The organism is Halobacillus litoralis, assembly GCF_009856415.1.
Taxonomy (GTDB): domain Bacteria; phylum Bacillota; class Bacilli; order Bacillales; family Halobacillaceae; genus Halobacillus; species Halobacillus litoralis_C.
Genome location: NZ_WMEZ01000007.1, coordinates 19,878 through 36,865 on the forward strand (window position 1 = coordinate 19,878; position 16,988 = coordinate 36,865).

Genomic DNA, 16,988 nt, shown 5'->3' on the forward strand with positions numbered 1-16,988 from the left:
AAAACAAGTCCTTTCTAGTTGAAAAGGGCCCTATAGCAATCATCAGAATACAAGTGTTGCTGTTTTAAGAGTGATTCCGGCAACTTCTATTACGCTCGAAAGTTGCTTATTTTGGGAGGAGTTTCGAGACACTTATATGGTAAAGGGGCGGAGGGAAACGGTGAGACTCCTATGGGACGTGTGGGACAGGTGAGACCTCGGAAGGCGTAGCCTGAGGAGGCTCACCGCCCGCCCCATGGAAAGCGAACCTTTTCCCGCAGCCCCTAAGCTCACACAAAAGTCTCGAAACTGAGTCTTCCACAAGCGGGAGCTTTCTTTTAAATAGTAGAAATACAACCTGAAAATATGAATAATCATTCACTTTTTGTTGAATTTTCAGAATAGTAGGTATAAAATGGATGCATACTAACCGTTTGGTATGTTTTTGTGAAGAAGGAGGAAAAAAGGTGAACTTTGATTATTCCGATAAGGTGAAAGGCTACCTCGAAAAGCTGCAACGGTTTATGGATGAACATGTTTATCCCAATGAGTCGGTGTATGAGGACCAATTAAATGCACAAAAAGACCGCTTTTCAGAAGTGCCACCTATCATGGAAGAGCTGAAATCAAAAGCGAAAGAAGAAGGGCTTTGGAATTTATTTTTACCTGATGATACATATGGAGCCGGTCTCTCGAATCTTGAATATGCCCCGCTTTGCGAGATGATGGGCCGTTCGCTTATTGGTCCCGAAGTTTTCAATTGCAACGCACCAGATACAGGAAATATGGAAGTGCTTGCCCGCTATGGAAGTGAAGCTCAAAAAAAAGAATGGCTTGATCCTCTTCTGAAGGGGGAGATCAGATCCTGTTTTTCAATGACCGAGCCGGATGTGGCTTCTTCTGATGCTACAAACATTAAGGCAAGCATTACACGAGATGGAGACGATTATATCATCAATGGCCGGAAATGGTGGTCTTCAGGAGCAGGAGATCCAAGGTGTAAAATAGCCATTTTCATGGGGAAAACGGACCCGGATGCCAAGCGTCATGAACAACAGTCAATGATTCTTGTCCCTATGGATACAGAAGGCGTTCATATCCAACGAATGTTACCTGTGTTCGGATACGATCATGCTCCTCATGGACATGCGGAAATTGATTTCCACAATGTCCGTGTACCGAAGGAAAACATGATTTGGGGTGAGGGGAAAGGGTTCGCCATCGCTCAAGGTCGTCTTGGACCTGGAAGAATCCATCATTGTATGCGGTTAATTGGAGCAGCGGAACGAGCGCTTGAGGATTTATGTAAGCGCGTTCAAAACAGGGAAGCCTTTCATCGTCCATTAGCTGAGCAAGGGGTGGTGAGGGAGTGGATTGCTGATTCCCGGATTGAACTTGAACAGGCACGCCTGCTTACTTTGAAAGCCGCTTATATGATGGACACGGTCGGAAATAAAAAAGCGAAAACAGAAATCGCCATGATTAAGGTCGTCGCCCCGAATATGGCGTTAAAAGTGATTGACCGCGCGATCCAGGGACATGGCGGTGCAGGAGTCAGTGATGATTTCACCTTAGCTGCTCAATGGGCGAACTCCCGAACACTGAGGCTGGCAGACGGCCCGGATGAGGTCCACCGGAGGCAAATCGCTAAACTTGAATTATCCAAATATGAGGAGTGAGACCATGCATGTAAAAGATCTTTTTGATTTGAAAGGGAAAACCGCATTGGTTACGGGAGGGGGACGTGGCCTTGGTGAACAAATTGCTGAAGGTCTTGCGGAAGCAGGGGCGAATATCATCGTTTGTTCCCGTAAGAAAGAGGCGTGTGAACAAACGGCGCTCAGGCTTGAGAATGAATGTGGTGTGGAGACCCTGGCGCTCGGGTGTGACGTGACGAACCCTGAAGATATCGACCGTGTAATAGAGGAAGCAACAGCCAAATTCGGTGCGATTGATATTCTGGTCAACAACAGTGGAGCCACGTGGGGCGCGCCGACACTTGAAATGCCGCTTGAAGCTTTTCAAAAGGTAATGAACGTTAATGTGACTGGAACATTCCTAATGTCCCAGAAGGTCGGCGAGCATATGGTCAAGCAGAATTCAGGAAAAATTATCAACATCGCTTCTGTTGCTGGACTTGGCGGAGCGGATCCGAGGTTTATGGAGACGGTCGGTTACAATGCCAGTAAAGGTGCGGTCATCACTTTTACGAAGGATCTTGCCGTGAAGTGGGGCATGCACAACATTCAGGTGAACGCCTTGGCTCCCGGATTTTTCCCTACGAAAATGTCAAAAGGGGTGCTTGAGCACGGTGGAGATTTCATACTTGATCGCACCCCGCTCGGACGATTTGGTTCTGAGGAAGACTTAAAAGGAGCCGCGCTATTTTTGGCATGCCGAGCATCGGATTATGTAACCGGAGACGTTCTCGTTGTCGACGGTGGCATGCACGCTTCCTGTTAATAGATTTTGCTGAGTTAGGACGGTAGACATGAAAGAAAAAATGATGGACACAATCATAGAGTTATTTGGTAAAAAGGGGTTCCAGGGCACTTCAATCCAGGACATCGTCGAAGCGAATGGAGTGACGAAAGGGACATTCTATTACTATTTCAAAAACAAAGAAGACGTGCTCGTTCACATTCACCAATCTTTCATTGATCATCTTCTGGAAGGACAAGAGAAAATCATTACTAACGAAGATCTTTCCAATTGTGAAAAGTTGAATAGAATCGTAGAGTTGTTGATCCATAATATTCGCACGAACGGTCATAGTGCACTCGTGTTTTTTCAAGAAATGAGACACCTGAGTGAAGAGAAGACCGCCATCATTCTGCCGAAGCGCCAACAATTCCAAGAAAACATCCAAAAGGTTTTGGAAGAAGGGATGAAAGCTGGAGAGTTCAAGAAAGACTTGCGTGCAGACATGCTATCTTATGCTGTCCTTGGGATGGCGAACTGGAGTTATTTTTGGTACGAACCAGATGGAGAAGTGAACGAAGAGTCTTTGACTGATTTGTATATGCAGATGATTTTCAAAGGGATTGAGGAGGAGACCAATGACCATTAACAAATTAGCGGTTGTCGGAGCAGGCAGCATGGGCCATCAAATTGCCATGCTTGGTGCATTAGCTGGATATGAAACGAAGCTGCAGGACATCAGCCAGGAATCATTAGAAAAGGCAGAGGCGAAACTGGCAGGAATTATGGATAAGTGGGTGAAGAAGGAAAAAATTTCTCAGGCCGCTCGTGAAGAAGCTTTTACCCGCCTTCATTTCACAACAGGACTAAAACAGGCGGTTTCAGATGCAGACCTTGTCATTGAAGCTGTCGTGGAAAAACTGGACGTAAAACGGCAAGTGTTCGCAGAATTGGATGAGTACGCTCCTTCCCATACGATTTTAGCGACTAATTCTTCGACCATCGTCAGTTCATTGATTGCTGATGCCACGTCAAGGCCTGAAAAGGTGTGCAATATGCACTTTTTCTTCCCACCACTCGTCATGGACTGTGTGGAAGTCGTCAAAGGAGAACACACCTCAGAAGAGACGGCTGCGGTGGCGATGAAGGTATGCGAAGAGATGAATCGTACAGCGGTGCTTTTACAAAAAGAAATATCGGGATTTATCGCCAACCGTATTTTATTCGCCATTCAAAAAGAAGCCATGAGCTTGTATGAGGGTGGATACGCCGATTATGAGGATATCGATAAAATAGCGAAAAAAGCGCTGAACCATCCAATCGGACCTTTTAAACTGATGGATTTATCGGGGATAGATGTCGGCTATTACGTCATGCAGCAGCAGTATGAAGAAACAGGCGATCCAAATGACCGCCCATCTAAAACATTAGAAGACAAAATGAAAGCAGGAGAGCTTGGCCGTAAAACAGGGAAGGGTTTTTACACTTATGACAGCCCTGTGAAAAGTTGAGGAGGATGAAGGATGCATGAAATAGAAGTGAATGTCAGGTTTTGTGAGACCGATTTATTGGGGCACGTGAACAACAACAACTTTTTTGTCTATATGGAAGATGCGCGCATTCGATTTTTTAATGACCTGACGCTTGTAGGAGATGATTGGAACTTCATCCTTGCTTCGACGAAGTGTGATTTCATCAAGCAGGTGTATTTCAATCAGACGCTGATCATACGCAGCCATGTCGTAAAAATTGGGCGCTCAAGCTTTCACTTAGAGCAGGATATGTATGAAAAAGAATCGGGGGAACTGGTGGCCAAGGGATTGTCGGTCATTGTTCAATTCGACTTTGACCAACAGCAAAGTGTTGCATTGAACTCTGAGATGAAAGAATCCTTGTCATCCTATCAAATGGTAGCAAAATAAAGGAGGTTCTTCATGGTTTATACAGAAGATACAAGGCCTGTCCGTCAAGGGGAGGAGCTCGATGTAAACAAGCTTGAACATTTTTTGAGGGGAAAGTTGGACATTCCTTCTGGTGACATGCAAATCAGGCAGTTCGGGGCGGGTCACTCCAACTTGACTTATGAACTGTCAGTGAATGATGAGTGGAAAGCGGTTTTACGCCGTCCTCCCATGGGACCGGTCGCTCCAAAGGCACACGACATGGAACGTGAATTCAAAGTCCTTCAATCCTTACATCCGGTCTATCCGTTGGCACCTAAACCCTATCTCTATGAATCTGGCAATCTGATTGGACGTCCTTTTTTTCTCATGGAACGCAGAGAGGGACTTGTATTTGATCACACCTATCCTGAAGGTGTGGAAGCGACAGAAGAACTAGGGAGGAAACTATCAGAAACCATGGTCGATCGGTTAGCACAGCTTCATGCTCTGGATTACCGGAACACTTCTTTGAAAGATATGGTCAAGCCTGAGGGGTTTATGGAAAGGCAAGTATATGGATGGATTAAGCGGTATGAAAAAGCGAGGACCGATGATGTGGTTTCTGGAGAGCGTTTGAAAAAGTGGCTGGCCGATCATATTCCGGTATCTAAAGATACATCCATCATTCATTATGATTACAAATTGAATAATGCCATGTTCAGCAAGGATGATCCTTCGCGGATGGTCGGTTTGTTTGATTGGGAAATGACGACAGTCGGTGATCCGATGGCCGATGTTGGTGCTGCCATGAGCTATTGGGTTCAGAAAGACGATCCAGAACTTCTGAAAACGGGATTAGGAAAGCCGCCTCTCACTGTTCAGGAAGGGTTCTATACAAGAGATGAATTCATTCACCGCTATGCAGAAAAAAGTGGTCGTGACGTAGAGGACATCGACTTCTATTTGACATTCGCCTATTTCAAACTGGCGGGGATTGTCCAGCAAATCTATTATCGATACAAAAACGGTCAAACCAAGGATCCGAGGTTCGCAGGGATGCACGTATTCGTCAATCAGTTGATCCGTCATGCGGAAGAAACTGCGGGTCTCTAGCATGGGGGAAGTCCAAGTGATCTTTAAGAAAGAAGATATACGTCCAGAAGAGCTGAAAGGGAAAGTGGTTGTCGTCTTTGATGTTTTATTTGCCACCTCGACCATTACAGCAGCGATCGCAGATGGCGCGTCCAGTGTCATTCCTGTATTCAGCGCAGACGACGCCCGGAAAAAAGCTGAACAATTCAAAGATCCTTTCGTTATGGCCGGAGAAGATAAAGGGAGAAGGATTGATGGGTTCGAACCACCACTGAGAACCTACTTGAAGTCGATCATACAGGATAAACATCTGATTTTGACGACGACAAATGGAACTGTTGCCTTACATCAATCAAGACAAGCATCTTCACTATACGCATCTTCTCTTCTGAACAATCCAGCGATGGCGGCTCATATGGCAGATCATCATAAAGGGGAAGATGTTGTCCTCGTCTGTGCAGGGTCAAGTGGGAAATTTACGGTTGAGGATTTTTATGGTGTCGGCAGCTTAGTCTATCACATGCAAAAAAAGGGCAACTGGGCACTCTCCGATGCAGCGGTAACGGCTCTCGGGTTTTATAAAGGAAGTGGTGCTGCAAAAGAGTTATTAAGAACCTGCAGGATTGGGAAGTTACTTGTCCATGCCGGGCTGGATCCTAAAGAAATTGATTTTGCTGCTGAGGAAGGTTTTTTCGATTCTATATTAATGTATGACCGTGAAAGCGGACAAATCAAGGAGGGTAAAAATGCAACCAGTTCAGCATAACATTCGAGGTGGAGAGTTTTTGATTTCAGAGGTTTCAGAGGAGGCAGTGTTTACACCGGAAGACCGAACCGAAGAGCATAAGATGATGGCTGGCACTGCTCGACAATTTATTACCCGGGAAATCCACCCACATAGAGAGCGGATTGAGAATGGGGATTTTGATTTTGTAGCGGAAAAAATGCGTCATGCCGGCGATTTAGGGCTGCTCGGTCACAGTATCCCTGAAAACTATGGAGGACTTGGCTTGGATAAGATCAGTAAAGGGATCGTCGGTGAAGCATTGGGGAACGCGAGTGGCTATAGTGTTGCGCATTCGAACCACACGTGTATTGCTACATTACCGATCACCTATTTCGGTACAAAACAGCAAAAAGAAAAGTACTTGCCTAAACTCGCATCAGGAGAGTACATAGGGGCTTATTGTTTAACAGAGCCGGAAGCAGGATCAGATGCCCTTTCCGCAAGAACGACCGCTGTGCTGAATGAAACAGGTACCCACTATCTCTTGAACGGAACCAAAATTTATATCACCAATGCCGCTTTTTCCGATACGTTTATTGTCTATGCAAAAGTAGATGGAGAGCATTTTACCGCTTTTATTGTCGAGAAGGATTTTCCGGGGCTTTCTATCGGACCAGAAGAACAGAAGATGGGAATTAAAGGTTCTTCGACTTGTTCAGTAGTGATGGAAGATTGTGAGGTGCCGGTTGAAAACTTGCTCGGGGATATTGGTAAAGGTCACTTGATCGCTCTCAACGTTCTGAATTTAGGGCGTTTTAATTTAGGGTTTGCCACCTTGGGAGCAGCGAAATACAGTTTCCAGTTAGCCATCACCCATGTGAAAGAACGGAAACAGTTTAAAAGAAGCATCGCAGAATTTCCGGCAACGAAAGAAAAACTCGCTTCAATGGCCGCACGGATCTATGGTACGGAATCTCTGCTTTATCGAACAGCTGGTCATATAGAGGCTTCGCTTCATGGTCACTATGATTCAGAAGATCGTTTAGCCACAGCTAAAGCGATGAATGAGCATAAGCTAGAAGCTGCCATTTGTAAGGTCACCGGATCAGAAACGCTGGACGAAGTGGTAGATGAAGCGTTGCAGCTACATGGCGGGGCAGGGTTCATCAAGGAATATCCAATTGAACAAGCTTATCGAGATTCAAGAATCAACCGGATCTTTGAAGGAACCAATGAAATTAACCGTCTGTTGATTCCGGGGGCCTTTTTTCAAAAAGCAGCCAAAGAAGAATTTGATGCAGCATCACTGATGGAAAAAGCGGAGTATTCTTTGAAGAACGGTGGTTATAAACGCTCAGAGAAACAGCAGGAAGCCGTAGCTTTATTCAAGGATTTATACCTTGTTTGTGCAGGGGCCGCATACCGAACGTACGGAAAAGGGATTCAGGAAGAACAAGAGATATTAATGAAGCTTGCTGATCTTGCTATTGAAATTTATCGGGTTGAATCCGCGGTGTTAAGGACAAGAAAAGCGGAACATGCGAAAGACTCGAGCCTTCCATTAAAAGAAATGATGACCTATACGCTAATTGAACAGTCTACTTTGGACGTACAGCGTTCAATCACGCAGCTATTATCCGCGCTTTTGCAAGGGGAGGAACGTGTTCAAACATTGCGTCATATCCCAATGCTTCTAAGTGAATATCAATGGGAAGGATCGCTGGAAAGAAACCGTAAGCTTGCCGATCGAATGATTGCTGCAGGCCAGTATGGATCATAAAAAGGAGATGACGATTATGAAACTAGGTAATGATCACTTAACTGTCGATATTAAGGGCCCGGTATTATCCTGTGTATTAAACAGGCCGGATTCATTGAATGCTTTTTCCGATCAAATGATCATAGGTCTACAGGAGGCCTTAGCTGAAGCTGAACGTAATGATGATGTGAAAGTTGTGGTGCTTTCAGGAGCTGGCCGCTCTTTTTCAGCGGGGGGAGATGTGAAATCCATGGGGACAGCTGATGCCCAACACTTGTATGACCATGTAGGGGAACTAAATCAATTGATTCTGAAAATCAAAGATTTAGCCAAGCCAGTAGTGGCGGTGGTCCATGGATACGCAGCAGGAGCTGGATTCAACCTTGCGCTTGCCTGTGATCAGATTTTGGCAGGGGAAGAAAGCAAATTTGTGCTTAGCTTTGCACAAGTCGGACTCGTTGCAGACGGTGGCGGGCATTACTTTTTATCAAGATTATTAGGTCCTTACCGGACGAAAGAATTGCTGTTCCGCGCAGAACCGATTCCTGTTGAGACAGCTGCTGAATGGGGACTTGTCAATCGTGTCATTCCACTAGCTGATTTAGAAGAAGAGGCGATGAACTATGCTCTTGCTCTTTCCAAAGGTCCGGGCAGAGCCATGGGAATGATGAAAAAGATCGTGGATCAGGCCGACCGCTCAGACTTAGCCACGATTCTTGAGCAGGAAAGAATAACGCAGACCATGATGGTTTCAACGGAAGATCATAAAGAAGGTGTGCAGGCATTCAAGGAAAAGCGCAAACCTAACTTTGTAGGGAAATGAGGAGGAAAACGATGAAAGCAATTCAATTTAAAGAATATGGTGGACCTTCCGTATTGGAAAAAGTGGATGTCGATCGTCCAGAACTTGGCGAAGGGGAAGTTCTTCTCAAGGTTCATGCTATTGGGGTGAACTATGCGGACACAGCAAGGCGTGAAGGGTCGTATGTCGTACCTACACCACTTCCTTTTATTCCTGGAGCAGAAGTCGCTGGTGTCGTGGAAGAAGTTGGCGAAGGGGTGAACCGTGTCTCTAAGGGCGATCGTGTCGTGACCCTCATTGGTTCAGGGGGCTATGCCGAATACGTGAAAACGAATGAGAGTACCTTGATTCCCATTCCAAACGAAGTCACAGATGAAACAGCTGTTGCATTACCCTTACAAGGCTTAACCGCCTACCATATTCTCACAACCATGGGGAGGTTGGAAAAAGGGGAAACCGTACTAGTCCATGCAGCGGCTGGGGGAGTTGGTTCCCTAGCCGTCCAACTAGCTAAACATTTCGGTGCAGGAAATGTGATTGCGACAGCAAGCTCGGAAGAAAAGTTGAAGCTGGCCCGCGATTTAGGGGCAGATCATGCGATCAATTACACGCATCCGAATTGGCGTGAAGAAGTATTAGAGGCGACGGATGGAAGGGGCGTCGATGTGGCTCTGGAAATGGCTGGAGGCGATATTTTCCACGAGACCGTTAAATGCATGAGAGCATTCGGCAGAGTGGTTGTTTATGGGGTGGCCAGTGGAGAGCCAGCTCAAATGTATCCCTCTGGACTAATGAATCGCAATTTATCGGTGATCGGATTCTTTTTACCGCAGATCATGAAAAAACCCGTCCTTTTTGAAAAAAGCTTGAATCACTTATTGAAAATGATAAAGTCCGGGGAATTGAAGTTGACCGTTGGTGGGGTGTTTGATTTAGAGGAAGCGGCCCATGTACATGAGGTTATGAAGGCTAGAAAGACAAAAGGAAAGCTGGTCTTAAAGCCATAATATACAAAAAGTACGGCAGACTTGTTCTGTCGTACTTTTTTTGCAGGAAGAAGGGGGGATTCTGTCGAATACAAGTGACCACAGATAAAAAGGGGGAGAAGACGAATGTTTGAGCACAGAATTGATGTAGATTTATCACTGAAAATGATTGACCACCGCGATGCGGAAGAGCTATTTCAACTATCCGATCGTTCCAGGGATCACATAAAGACATGGCTTCCATGGATCCATTTTACGAAGGAGGTCGAAGATACAAGAAATTACATAAAGATGAGTTTACGCAGGTATGCAGAAAACAACGGACTGACCGTTTGTATTCTTTATCAGGGAAACATTGCGGGCGTCGTTGACTTTCATGAAATCGATGAGAAAAACAAAGTGACAAGCATCGGCTACTGGATGGGAGCCGATTACAAAGGGAAGGGACTGCTTACACGTTCTTGTCGCGTCCTGTTCGACTATGCGTTTGAGACACTAGGTATGAACCGTATCGAAATTCGAGCGGCATCTCAGAATACAAAGAGCAGGGGAGTGCCGGAACGGTTGGGTTTTAAGCAGGAAGGTGTCATCCGTCAAGCAGCCAGACTTTATGATGAATATACAGACCATGTGGTATACGGAATGTTGAAAGAGGAGTGGCTGAAGAAGGAGGAGATCACTTGAATGTCATGTCTGTGGAACATATCCAAAAAAAGAGTCCGGTAAAAAAGGAGTGTGAAGATGCCTTTATTCTAAACGAAGAAGCGAGTATTTATGGCGTTTTAGATGGGGCTACTCCGCTCGTCTGTTTTGAGGATGAATCACGTCATAATGGAGCCTACCTAGCCGCACAAATCTTCAAAAATAAAATGGAGCAGTTAAAGGGTGGAGAAGGGTTATCAAAAGCGGTAGAAGACGCGAACCTTCATCTAAAGGAAGAAATGGAAAGGTATGCCGTCCAGACAGACCTCGGAGAAGAACGCTGGTCCACATGCGTGGCTGTTGTTAAAGTCATGGATGACCACATTCATTATGTCCAACTAGGGGATTCTATGGTTCTTGTAGAAGGTGAGGACGGTAAATTTACTGTTGTCACAACTGACTCTGTCAAAGGAATTAGCGAAAGGGCGAAGCAAAAACGCGCGGAAGGACGAAAGGGTGGGGAGGAAATACCTCCTGAAAGTTATTATGATATACGAATGAACAAGCTCCGCTATAATCGACGGCTCGCGAATGTGGAAGGCGGCTATACCGTTGCCAATGGAATGCCTGAAGTGATGGACTATCTTGATCAAGGAGTAATAGATAGGAAAGGGATCCAGAGCCTCTTACTTATTTCTGATGGTCTCTTTCATCCGGAACTTACACTTGAAGAGACGTATGCTAGAATCCGGGAAGCAGGGTTGGAGACCTATGTTGATGAATTGACGGATCATCTCCATAAACATTCTCTCCATATTGATGACAGAACAGCGGTGTGGATCAAATTAAAGTAAGTGCACCTTTTTGTAAGGTGCACTTACTTTGGTTGCTTATGTTACGACCGCAAGGACAAAGCCGTCATACCCTTTGCTTCCAACTGTCTGAAACGCGGTTGAATCCAGTTGGGGGTGGTTATTCAATAAGTCAAACATCTCTCGTATGCCCATAATACTCTTATCCTTGCTTTCTGAGTCGATCAGTCTTCCATCCCGGACGACATTATCTACTAAAATCGTCGTTCCCGGCTTAGATAACTTAAGAACTTCTTTTATATAGTGGGGATTATTATTCTTATCCGCATCAATAAAAATAAAATCAAAGGGTTCATGCCCATCTAAAGTGGGCAGAGACTCAAGTGCGGGACCGACAATCACTTCTATCTTATCTTTCACTCCGGCCATTTCCATATTCCTGGAAGCCACTTCCGCATGTTTCGGGTTGAATTCTAGTGTGGTGACATGACCAGCTTCAGGTAAGGCTTTCGCCATCCAGATGGTGCTGTATCCGCCCAGTGTACCAATTTCCAATACATTTTTCGCGGCTTTCATTTTCACGAACAGCTGAAGCATCTTTCCTTGGATGGCAGACACATCGATGGAAGGGAGCTCAGCTTCTTCGTTTGCTTTTAGCACGTCCTCCATGACAGGATCTGCGGGAATTAATTGATCGATAAAGTATTGATCCACTTGCTTCCAAGTATCCAGGTTACTCAACCAAACCACTCCTAATGTATAAGTTTCTTCTAGTGTAATCCTCCTTCATTAAAAAAACGAGCAAAAAGGTGCATCAGATAACCTGTTTCTTATTAAAGTAAATGACAGGATTGTGGAAGACTTGATTTCGAGACTTTTGTTGGAGTTTAGAGGCTCCGGGAAAAGGTTCGCTTTCCGTGGGCGAGTGATGAGCCTCCTCGAGCTAACGCTCTGCGGGGTCTCATCTACCACGCACTTCCCACAGGAGTCTCACCGTTTCCCTCCGCCCCTTTACCAAATGAGGCTCTCGAAATCCCTCTTATAGTAACCTGCCTAGTTGTGTTGTAAAATCCTGCTTAATCTGCGCCGGTATAGGATTCTTAACCATAAAAGCTCTTATTACTGGGAGGTAGATTCGAGAATCTCTTCTGGCAAGTGGGCGGAGGGGGTGGCGAGACTCCTGCGGGAAAAGAGTGCATGGTGAGACCCCACAGGACGCAGTCCGAGGAGGCTCACCGCGCTCCCGCGGAAAGCGAGCTATTCCCCGAAGCCCCTTCCACTCAGCAAACATCTCGAAACTGAGTTTTCAAGAATAGGGAGCTTTAGTAAATGAAAAAAGAGCTCAGAAGGACTGAGCTCTTAGGGGTTAACCGAATAGTCTTGGAATGCCTTGGATGAGTGACATGCCGCCCATGTAGGACATGGCAATGACAATCAGGACTCCGAAGATGGTTAACCATAGGGGGTGTTTGTAATCCCCGACGATCTTTTGTTTATAAGCAGCTACCAGCATGACACCTAGTGCGATAGGTAGAATTAGTCCATTTAACGAGCCAACAAGAATCAACACTTTGACAGGTTCACCAACAGAAACGAAGACGGTCGTTGAAATGACGATAAACGCTACAATGAACCATTTGTGGTGCTTGTTGATTGTTTTATTGAATGTACGAATAAATGAAACGGATGTATAAGCGGCTCCGACGACAGAAGTTACAGCAGCGGCCCACATGATGACACCGAAAATTTTGTATCCGACATTTCCTGCTGCTGCCTGGAAGACGGAAGCTGGCGGGTTTTCAGGATTCAGTGTGAAACCTGAGGCTACAACACCTAAAGAAGCAAGGAAAAGGAAGATTCTCATGACGGAAGCAATTCCAATCGCAGACACGGAACTTTTTGTGACTTGGGGGAGTGCTTCTTTTCCTTTTACCCCTGCATCTAGAAGACGGTGGCCCCCGGCGAAGGTAATGTATCCGCCGACGGTTCCGCCGACGAGGGTAATGATGGCTAGAAAATCAATCGTATCAGGAACGAATGTTTTCGTGATTGCTTCTCCAACAGGTGGCTGGGCAGAGAACATAACGAAAATCGTCAATGCAATCATGATAAATCCTGCAATCTGTGCGAAGCGGTCCATAACCTTCCCGGCTTCCCGTACGAGAAAGACGGCGACCGCGACAATGCCACTGAATAATGCCCCCATTTCAGGTGAGATTCCAAAAAGTACATTGGTACCAAGACCAGCCCCTGCGATATTGCCTATATTAAAGGCTAAGCCACCAGCGACAATGAGCACAGATAAAAATACTCCAAGGCCGGGAAGGAGGCTATTGGCGATGTCTTGAGCTGGTTTTTCCGATACCGCAATGATTCGCCATATATTCAGTTGGGCCCCGATGTCTATAATAATGGAGATCAAGATGACAAATCCGAAACTTGCTGCAAGTTGTTGAGTGAAGTGAGTCGTTTGTGTTAGAAAGCCAGGACCGATAGCGGACGTCGCCATCAGGAATGCGGCTCCCAACAGGAGACTTCTTGTCGATTGTTCTTTCATGGAGTAGCTCCTTTGCTGGGTTTATTGTGATGTATGATTCCTATTGTTTGCTTATTTTGCGATAAATTCACCGATGGATTGGAGCGTGATCTCTGACTCCTTCAAGGCTTTTGTAATATAATTAGCGAAATCGATAGCGCTTGCCCCATCCCCATGAATACAAATGGTGTGCACATCAATATCGATATCCGTATCCTGTACGGTACGGACTTTGTTTTCTTTGATCATGCGAATCACTTGTTCGACCGCTTGTTCATGATCGGTGATGAGCGCATTTGGTTCTCTCCGTGAAGTAAGTGATCCATCTTGTTGATAGGTACGATCCGAGAATACTTCGCTTGCTGTCTTAAGTCCTTGTTCATGCCCGGCTTTCACGAGTTCACTTCCTGCCAGTCCAAAGAGAACGAGTTCTGGGTCCAAATCGTAAACCGCTTTGGCAATGGCACGTGCCAACGGTTGATCTTTTGCAGCCATGTTAAACAAAGCGCCGTGGGGCTTAACGTGTTGTAATCGTCCACCTTCTGTATCCACAAACCCTTTCAGAGCTCCAATTTGATAGACAACCATATCATAAGCCTCTTCTTCGGAAATATCCATTGGCCGGCGTCCGAAACCTACTAGATCTGGCAGACCTGGATGGGCTCCGATACCGACATTATGTTCCAACGCCATCTGAACCGTTTTTTTCATGATGGTTGGATCCCCGGCGTGATAACCGCATGCGATGTTCGCGGATGTTACGTATTTTAGAATTTCTTCGTCGCGACCGATGGTATAGCGGCCAAAACTTTCTCCCATATCACAATTCAAATCGACGATATGCATGGAATCTCCTCCTTAAAAAAGTTTTGTTTCTATTCCTCTTTGTAACTGTTTTAAGTTTTTTTCTTTTTCTAAAAGCAGGTGTTGAGCTTCTTCATGGGAAATAGGTGAGAAATTAATCTTCTCCCCTGGACGCATTTGTGCGATTCTCGGTAAGTCGACCGTAGCCACTTGTCCGATTTTTGGATAACCACCTGTGGTCTGGTGATCCGCTAATAACAAGATAGGATTTCCATCGGGAGGCACTTGGATGGTACCGAATGTAACGGCTTCTGAAACGATATCTTTTTTATTTTCAAGATTTAAGGTCGTGCCGTTTAAACGGTAGCCCATACGGTCTGATTTTGAATCGATTTGAAAGGCGCCGTTAAAGAAGTGTTCTTTACTCTGCTCTGTGAATAAGTCAAATTCACGGCCAGGCATAACTCGGATCGGCTGGTCGTTCTTCATATAATCAGTGAACTCAGGACCGACGAACCAGGAGGCTTCCTTAAAAGATGTAGCCTTATTCAACGTTTTAAGTTGTTCTTTCGAATCTTTAGGGAGGGAATCCGGTTGACCAAAACGGAGTTGGTCTCCTTTTTCTAAAGTTCGTCCCTCAAAACCACCCATATTTGCCCGCAGATATGTGGAGGCACTCCCCATAACCTTTCGTACCTGAAATCCACCCGAAATAGATAGATAGCATCTGAAACCTTTCTTTGGCTGCCCAAAGCGAAGTTCACTTCCTTTTTTTATGTATAAAGGTTTCCACATCGAAACACTGTCACCGTCAATGATCGGCGTTAGGTTTCCCCCGCAGATAGCGATGAGGGCATCCTCTTGAAATTCAAGAACAGGTCCCATAAGCGTAATCTCCATTGTCGCTGCATCGACAGAATTACCAACGAGAAGGTTTGCAATTCGGTGGGCCTGTTGATCCATGGCACCACTTACAATGACTCCATCCTTTTGATAGCCGTACCGGCCTGTATCTTGAATGGTCGTCATCAATCCCGATTTCAATACGGAAATCATTGTTCCCCCTCCTTTAGATGTTTATATTCGGCTTCATCAATGCGTGTGAAGCGAATGCGGTCTCCTGCTTGAAGTAGAGAAGGGTGATCTCTGTCAGCTTCGAAAAGTTTGAGTGGGGTTCGGCCAATCAACTGCCATCCGCCCGGGGTTTCGATAGGATATACCCCTGTTTGCTCTCCTGCAATACCAACAGAGCCTGAAGGAATCGAAAGTCTTGGGTCGTCTCGACGCGGTGCGGCGATTTTTTTATCCATTCCTCCGATATATGGAAATCCAGGTGCGAATCCTATCATGTACACGAGGTAGTCACCTTTCATGTGGATATCTATGACATCTTCTTCGCTCATGCTATTGTGTGAAGCGACAAAGGAGAGGTCTGGTCCCCACTCTCCACCGTAACAGACTGGTATTTCTATAGTTCTCTCCTCAGAATGATAGGAGGAGGATTGGGATAATAAGTCTAGTACCTTTGTTCGTGCCCATTCATAGGGAAGGAGCTCTTGTGAACGTATTTTTTTAGCTATGTAGTAGGGATTATATAGAATGGTTAGAGTAGAAAAAGCTGGGATGTATTCAATCATCCAGTCGGGCTTTTGTTCATCTAATTTTGTGGCAGCTTGACGTACTTGTTGATTAGTTTCCTCATTTATCGATTCACCAAAATCAATAAGGAGGGCCTGATCTCCAAGAGGGTGAATGCTTATATTCAAGAAAATACCTCCTATGCATAGTATTGATGACAAGCAACCATATCGGATGCGAGGCTGTAAACGTTGACTGTGATAATCAAACGTGTAATTTTGGTAAGAAAATATCAAAAGATGTCATTTTTTCTAACTTATTCACGTTAATATCGTATCCTATTTTACCGGCTGTTTCAATTCGACGAAGGTCCCCGATTGGTTTAGTGGCGCTTTGTGGGAGGGAATAAAATAGATAATCAATGAATAAGGAGGGCGATTGAAATGCCATGGGATACCGACGATTATCCGAGCTCATTTAAAAACCTGGAGACACCGATTAGGAAAAAAGCAATTGATATAGCGAATGCGATGATTGATGAAGGGTATAAAGAGGGACAGGCCATTCCTATCGCTACAGAGCAGGCGAAAGAATGGTATGAAAACGCAGATGAAAAAGAAATCAATCGTGTAAAGCAAATGAGTGATAAAAACCTGAAAACTAGGGACGAAGAAGGCAGGCGGGGAGAGAGTCGCCCTGAACTACTGGAAAAGGGTCAGCATGTGGTCGCTCATGAAGAAGGATGGGCAGTAAAGACGGAAGATGCGAAACAACCGTCCGATGTTTTTGAGAAAAAGCAGGAAGCGATTGACCGAGCGAAAGAGATTGCTGAAAACAAAGGAACACAAGTAGTCATTCATAAAAAAGATGGGAGTATTCAGGAAAAAATGTAAATCGATGGAGAATCATAGGTTTACGTCTTTTCGTAACAGGATATATAGCTTATATAATAAATATTCAAGGAGGA

The 16,988-nt window shown here is 45.2% G+C and carries 18 protein-coding genes; 13 read left to right on the forward strand and 5 right to left on the reverse strand.

The genetic code is table 11. The features are described from left to right. Positions 1–446 precede the first annotated feature (446 nt). From GLV98_RS15405 to GLV98_RS15460, 12 genes are all read left to right on the forward strand, one after another. Positions 447–1,658, forward strand: a complete 1,212-nt coding sequence (locus GLV98_RS15405) for an acyl-CoA dehydrogenase family protein (RefSeq protein ID WP_160916825.1) — start codon at positions 447–449, stop codon at positions 1,656–1,658. A 4-nt stretch (positions 1,659–1,662) separates the two neighbouring features. Further along, a complete protein-coding gene (locus GLV98_RS15410; protein ID WP_160916827.1) occupies positions 1,663–2,442 on the forward strand; it encodes an SDR family oxidoreductase in 780 nt (259 codons plus the stop codon). 28 nt (positions 2,443–2,470) lie between these two features. Beyond that, on the forward strand, positions 2,471–3,049 hold the full coding sequence (locus GLV98_RS15415) for a TetR/AcrR family transcriptional regulator (RefSeq protein ID WP_160916830.1): 579 nt from the start codon (positions 2,471–2,473) through the stop codon (positions 3,047–3,049). Continuing rightward, positions 3,039–3,911 carry a 3-hydroxyacyl-CoA dehydrogenase family protein gene (locus GLV98_RS15420; RefSeq protein WP_160916832.1) on the forward strand — a complete coding sequence of 291 codons (873 nt, stop codon included), beginning with the start codon at positions 3,039–3,041 and terminating at the stop codon, positions 3,909–3,911. Before GLV98_RS15415 ends, GLV98_RS15420 begins: the two co-directional genes overlap by 11 nt. A gap of 12 nt (positions 3,912–3,923) precedes the next feature. Then, positions 3,924–4,322, forward strand: a complete 399-nt coding sequence (locus GLV98_RS15425; protein WP_160916834.1) for an acyl-CoA thioesterase — start codon at positions 3,924–3,926, stop codon at positions 4,320–4,322. A 12-nt stretch (positions 4,323–4,334) separates the two neighbouring features. Next, on the forward strand, positions 4,335–5,396 hold the full coding sequence (locus GLV98_RS15430) for a phosphotransferase family protein (protein WP_160916836.1): 1,062 nt from the start codon (positions 4,335–4,337) through the stop codon (positions 5,394–5,396). A 16-nt stretch (positions 5,397–5,412) separates the two neighbouring features. After that, positions 5,413–6,141, forward strand: a complete 729-nt coding sequence (locus GLV98_RS15435; protein ID WP_337193762.1) for a 2-phosphosulfolactate phosphatase — start codon at positions 5,413–5,415, stop codon at positions 6,139–6,141. Next, the gene (locus tag GLV98_RS15440; protein WP_160916840.1) at positions 6,122–7,882 is read left to right on the forward strand and encodes an acyl-CoA dehydrogenase family protein; all 1,761 of its coding nucleotides are present in this window, start codon (positions 6,122–6,124) and stop codon (positions 7,880–7,882) included. Before GLV98_RS15435 ends, GLV98_RS15440 begins: the two co-directional genes overlap by 20 nt. Before the next feature lie 16 nt (positions 7,883–7,898). Further along, positions 7,899–8,684 carry an enoyl-CoA hydratase/isomerase family protein gene (locus tag GLV98_RS15445; protein WP_160916842.1) on the forward strand — a complete coding sequence of 262 codons (786 nt, stop codon included), beginning with the start codon at positions 7,899–7,901 and terminating at the stop codon, positions 8,682–8,684. A gap of 11 nt (positions 8,685–8,695) precedes the next feature. Then, on the forward strand, positions 8,696–9,670 hold the full coding sequence (locus tag GLV98_RS15450) for a quinone oxidoreductase family protein (RefSeq protein ID WP_160916844.1): 975 nt from the start codon (positions 8,696–8,698) through the stop codon (positions 9,668–9,670). Positions 9,671–9,775: 105 nt separating this feature from the next. Beyond that, positions 9,776–10,333, forward strand: coding sequence for a GNAT family N-acetyltransferase (locus GLV98_RS15455; RefSeq protein ID WP_160916846.1), 558 nt, complete (start codon positions 9,776–9,778; stop codon positions 10,331–10,333). A gap of 5 nt (positions 10,334–10,338) precedes the next feature. Continuing rightward, a complete protein-coding gene (locus GLV98_RS15460) occupies positions 10,339–11,145 on the forward strand; it encodes a protein phosphatase 2C domain-containing protein (protein ID WP_237417162.1) in 807 nt (268 codons plus the stop codon). A gap of 36 nt (positions 11,146–11,181) precedes the next feature. Here the strand turns inward: GLV98_RS15460 and GLV98_RS15465 are convergent, their stop codons facing one another. The 5 genes from GLV98_RS15465 to pxpB form a co-directional block, all read right to left on the reverse strand. Next, positions 11,182–11,844 carry an O-methyltransferase gene (locus tag GLV98_RS15465; RefSeq protein ID WP_160916850.1) on the reverse strand — a complete coding sequence of 221 codons (663 nt, stop codon included), beginning with the start codon at positions 11,842–11,844 and terminating at the stop codon, positions 11,182–11,184. A gap of 625 nt (positions 11,845–12,469) precedes the next feature. Continuing rightward, positions 12,470–13,660 carry an NRAMP family divalent metal transporter gene (locus GLV98_RS15470; protein ID WP_160916852.1) on the reverse strand — a complete coding sequence of 397 codons (1,191 nt, stop codon included), beginning with the start codon at positions 13,658–13,660 and terminating at the stop codon, positions 12,470–12,472. Between the two features lie 51 nt (positions 13,661–13,711). Next, the gene (locus GLV98_RS15475; protein ID WP_160916854.1) at positions 13,712–14,485 is read right to left on the reverse strand and encodes a LamB/YcsF family protein; all 774 of its coding nucleotides are present in this window, start codon (positions 14,483–14,485) and stop codon (positions 13,712–13,714) included. A gap of 12 nt (positions 14,486–14,497) precedes the next feature. Then, positions 14,498–15,499: a biotin-dependent carboxyltransferase family protein gene (locus tag GLV98_RS15480; RefSeq protein WP_160916856.1), complete on the reverse strand. Its 1,002-nt coding sequence runs from the start codon at positions 15,497–15,499 to the stop codon at positions 14,498–14,500. Further along, a complete protein-coding gene (gene pxpB, locus GLV98_RS15485; protein ID WP_160916858.1) occupies positions 15,496–16,209 on the reverse strand; it encodes a 5-oxoprolinase subunit PxpB in 714 nt (237 codons plus the stop codon). The genes GLV98_RS15480 and pxpB overlap by 4 nt, the downstream gene beginning before the upstream one ends. Positions 16,210–16,464: 255 nt before the next feature. Here pxpB and GLV98_RS15490 point away from each other — a divergent pair, with 255 nt between their 5' ends. After that, positions 16,465–16,914 carry a DUF2188 domain-containing protein gene (locus GLV98_RS15490; protein ID WP_160916860.1) on the forward strand — a complete coding sequence of 150 codons (450 nt, stop codon included), beginning with the start codon at positions 16,465–16,467 and terminating at the stop codon, positions 16,912–16,914. Positions 16,915–16,988 lie beyond the last annotated feature (74 nt).

Excerpts from the sequence above, each read along its gene's own strand:
- GLV98_RS15455 (WP_160916846.1), top strand. The coding sequence starts at position 9,776 with ATGTTTGAGCACAGAATTGATGTAGATTTATCACTGAAAATGATTGAC.
- GLV98_RS15470 (WP_160916852.1), bottom strand. The coding sequence starts at position 13,660 with ATGAAAGAACAATCGACAAGAAGTCTCCTGTTGGGAGCCGCATTCCTG.
- GLV98_RS15420 (WP_160916832.1), top strand. The coding sequence starts at position 3,039 with ATGACCATTAACAAATTAGCGGTTGTCGGAGCAGGCAGCATGGGCCAT.
- GLV98_RS15460 (WP_237417162.1), top strand. The coding sequence starts at position 10,339 with ATGTCTGTGGAACATATCCAAAAAAAGAGTCCGGTAAAAAAGGAGTGT.
- GLV98_RS15475 (WP_160916854.1), bottom strand. The coding sequence starts at position 14,485 with ATGCATATCGTCGATTTGAATTGTGATATGGGAGAAAGTTTTGGCCGC.
- GLV98_RS15430 (WP_160916836.1), top strand. The coding sequence starts at position 4,335 with ATGGTTTATACAGAAGATACAAGGCCTGTCCGTCAAGGGGAGGAGCTC.
- GLV98_RS15450 (WP_160916844.1), top strand. The coding sequence starts at position 8,696 with ATGAAAGCAATTCAATTTAAAGAATATGGTGGACCTTCCGTATTGGAA.
- GLV98_RS15480 (WP_160916856.1), bottom strand. The coding sequence starts at position 15,499 with ATGATTTCCGTATTGAAATCGGGATTGATGACGACCATTCAAGATACA.
- GLV98_RS15445 (WP_160916842.1), top strand. The coding sequence starts at position 7,899 with ATGAAACTAGGTAATGATCACTTAACTGTCGATATTAAGGGCCCGGTA.
- GLV98_RS15490 (WP_160916860.1), top strand. The coding sequence starts at position 16,465 with ATGCCATGGGATACCGACGATTATCCGAGCTCATTTAAAAACCTGGAG.
- GLV98_RS15440 (WP_160916840.1), top strand. The coding sequence starts at position 6,122 with ATGCAACCAGTTCAGCATAACATTCGAGGTGGAGAGTTTTTGATTTCA.
- GLV98_RS15415 (WP_160916830.1), top strand. The coding sequence starts at position 2,471 with ATGAAAGAAAAAATGATGGACACAATCATAGAGTTATTTGGTAAAAAG.
- GLV98_RS15410 (WP_160916827.1), top strand. The coding sequence starts at position 1,663 with ATGCATGTAAAAGATCTTTTTGATTTGAAAGGGAAAACCGCATTGGTT.
- GLV98_RS15425 (WP_160916834.1), top strand. The coding sequence starts at position 3,924 with ATGCATGAAATAGAAGTGAATGTCAGGTTTTGTGAGACCGATTTATTG.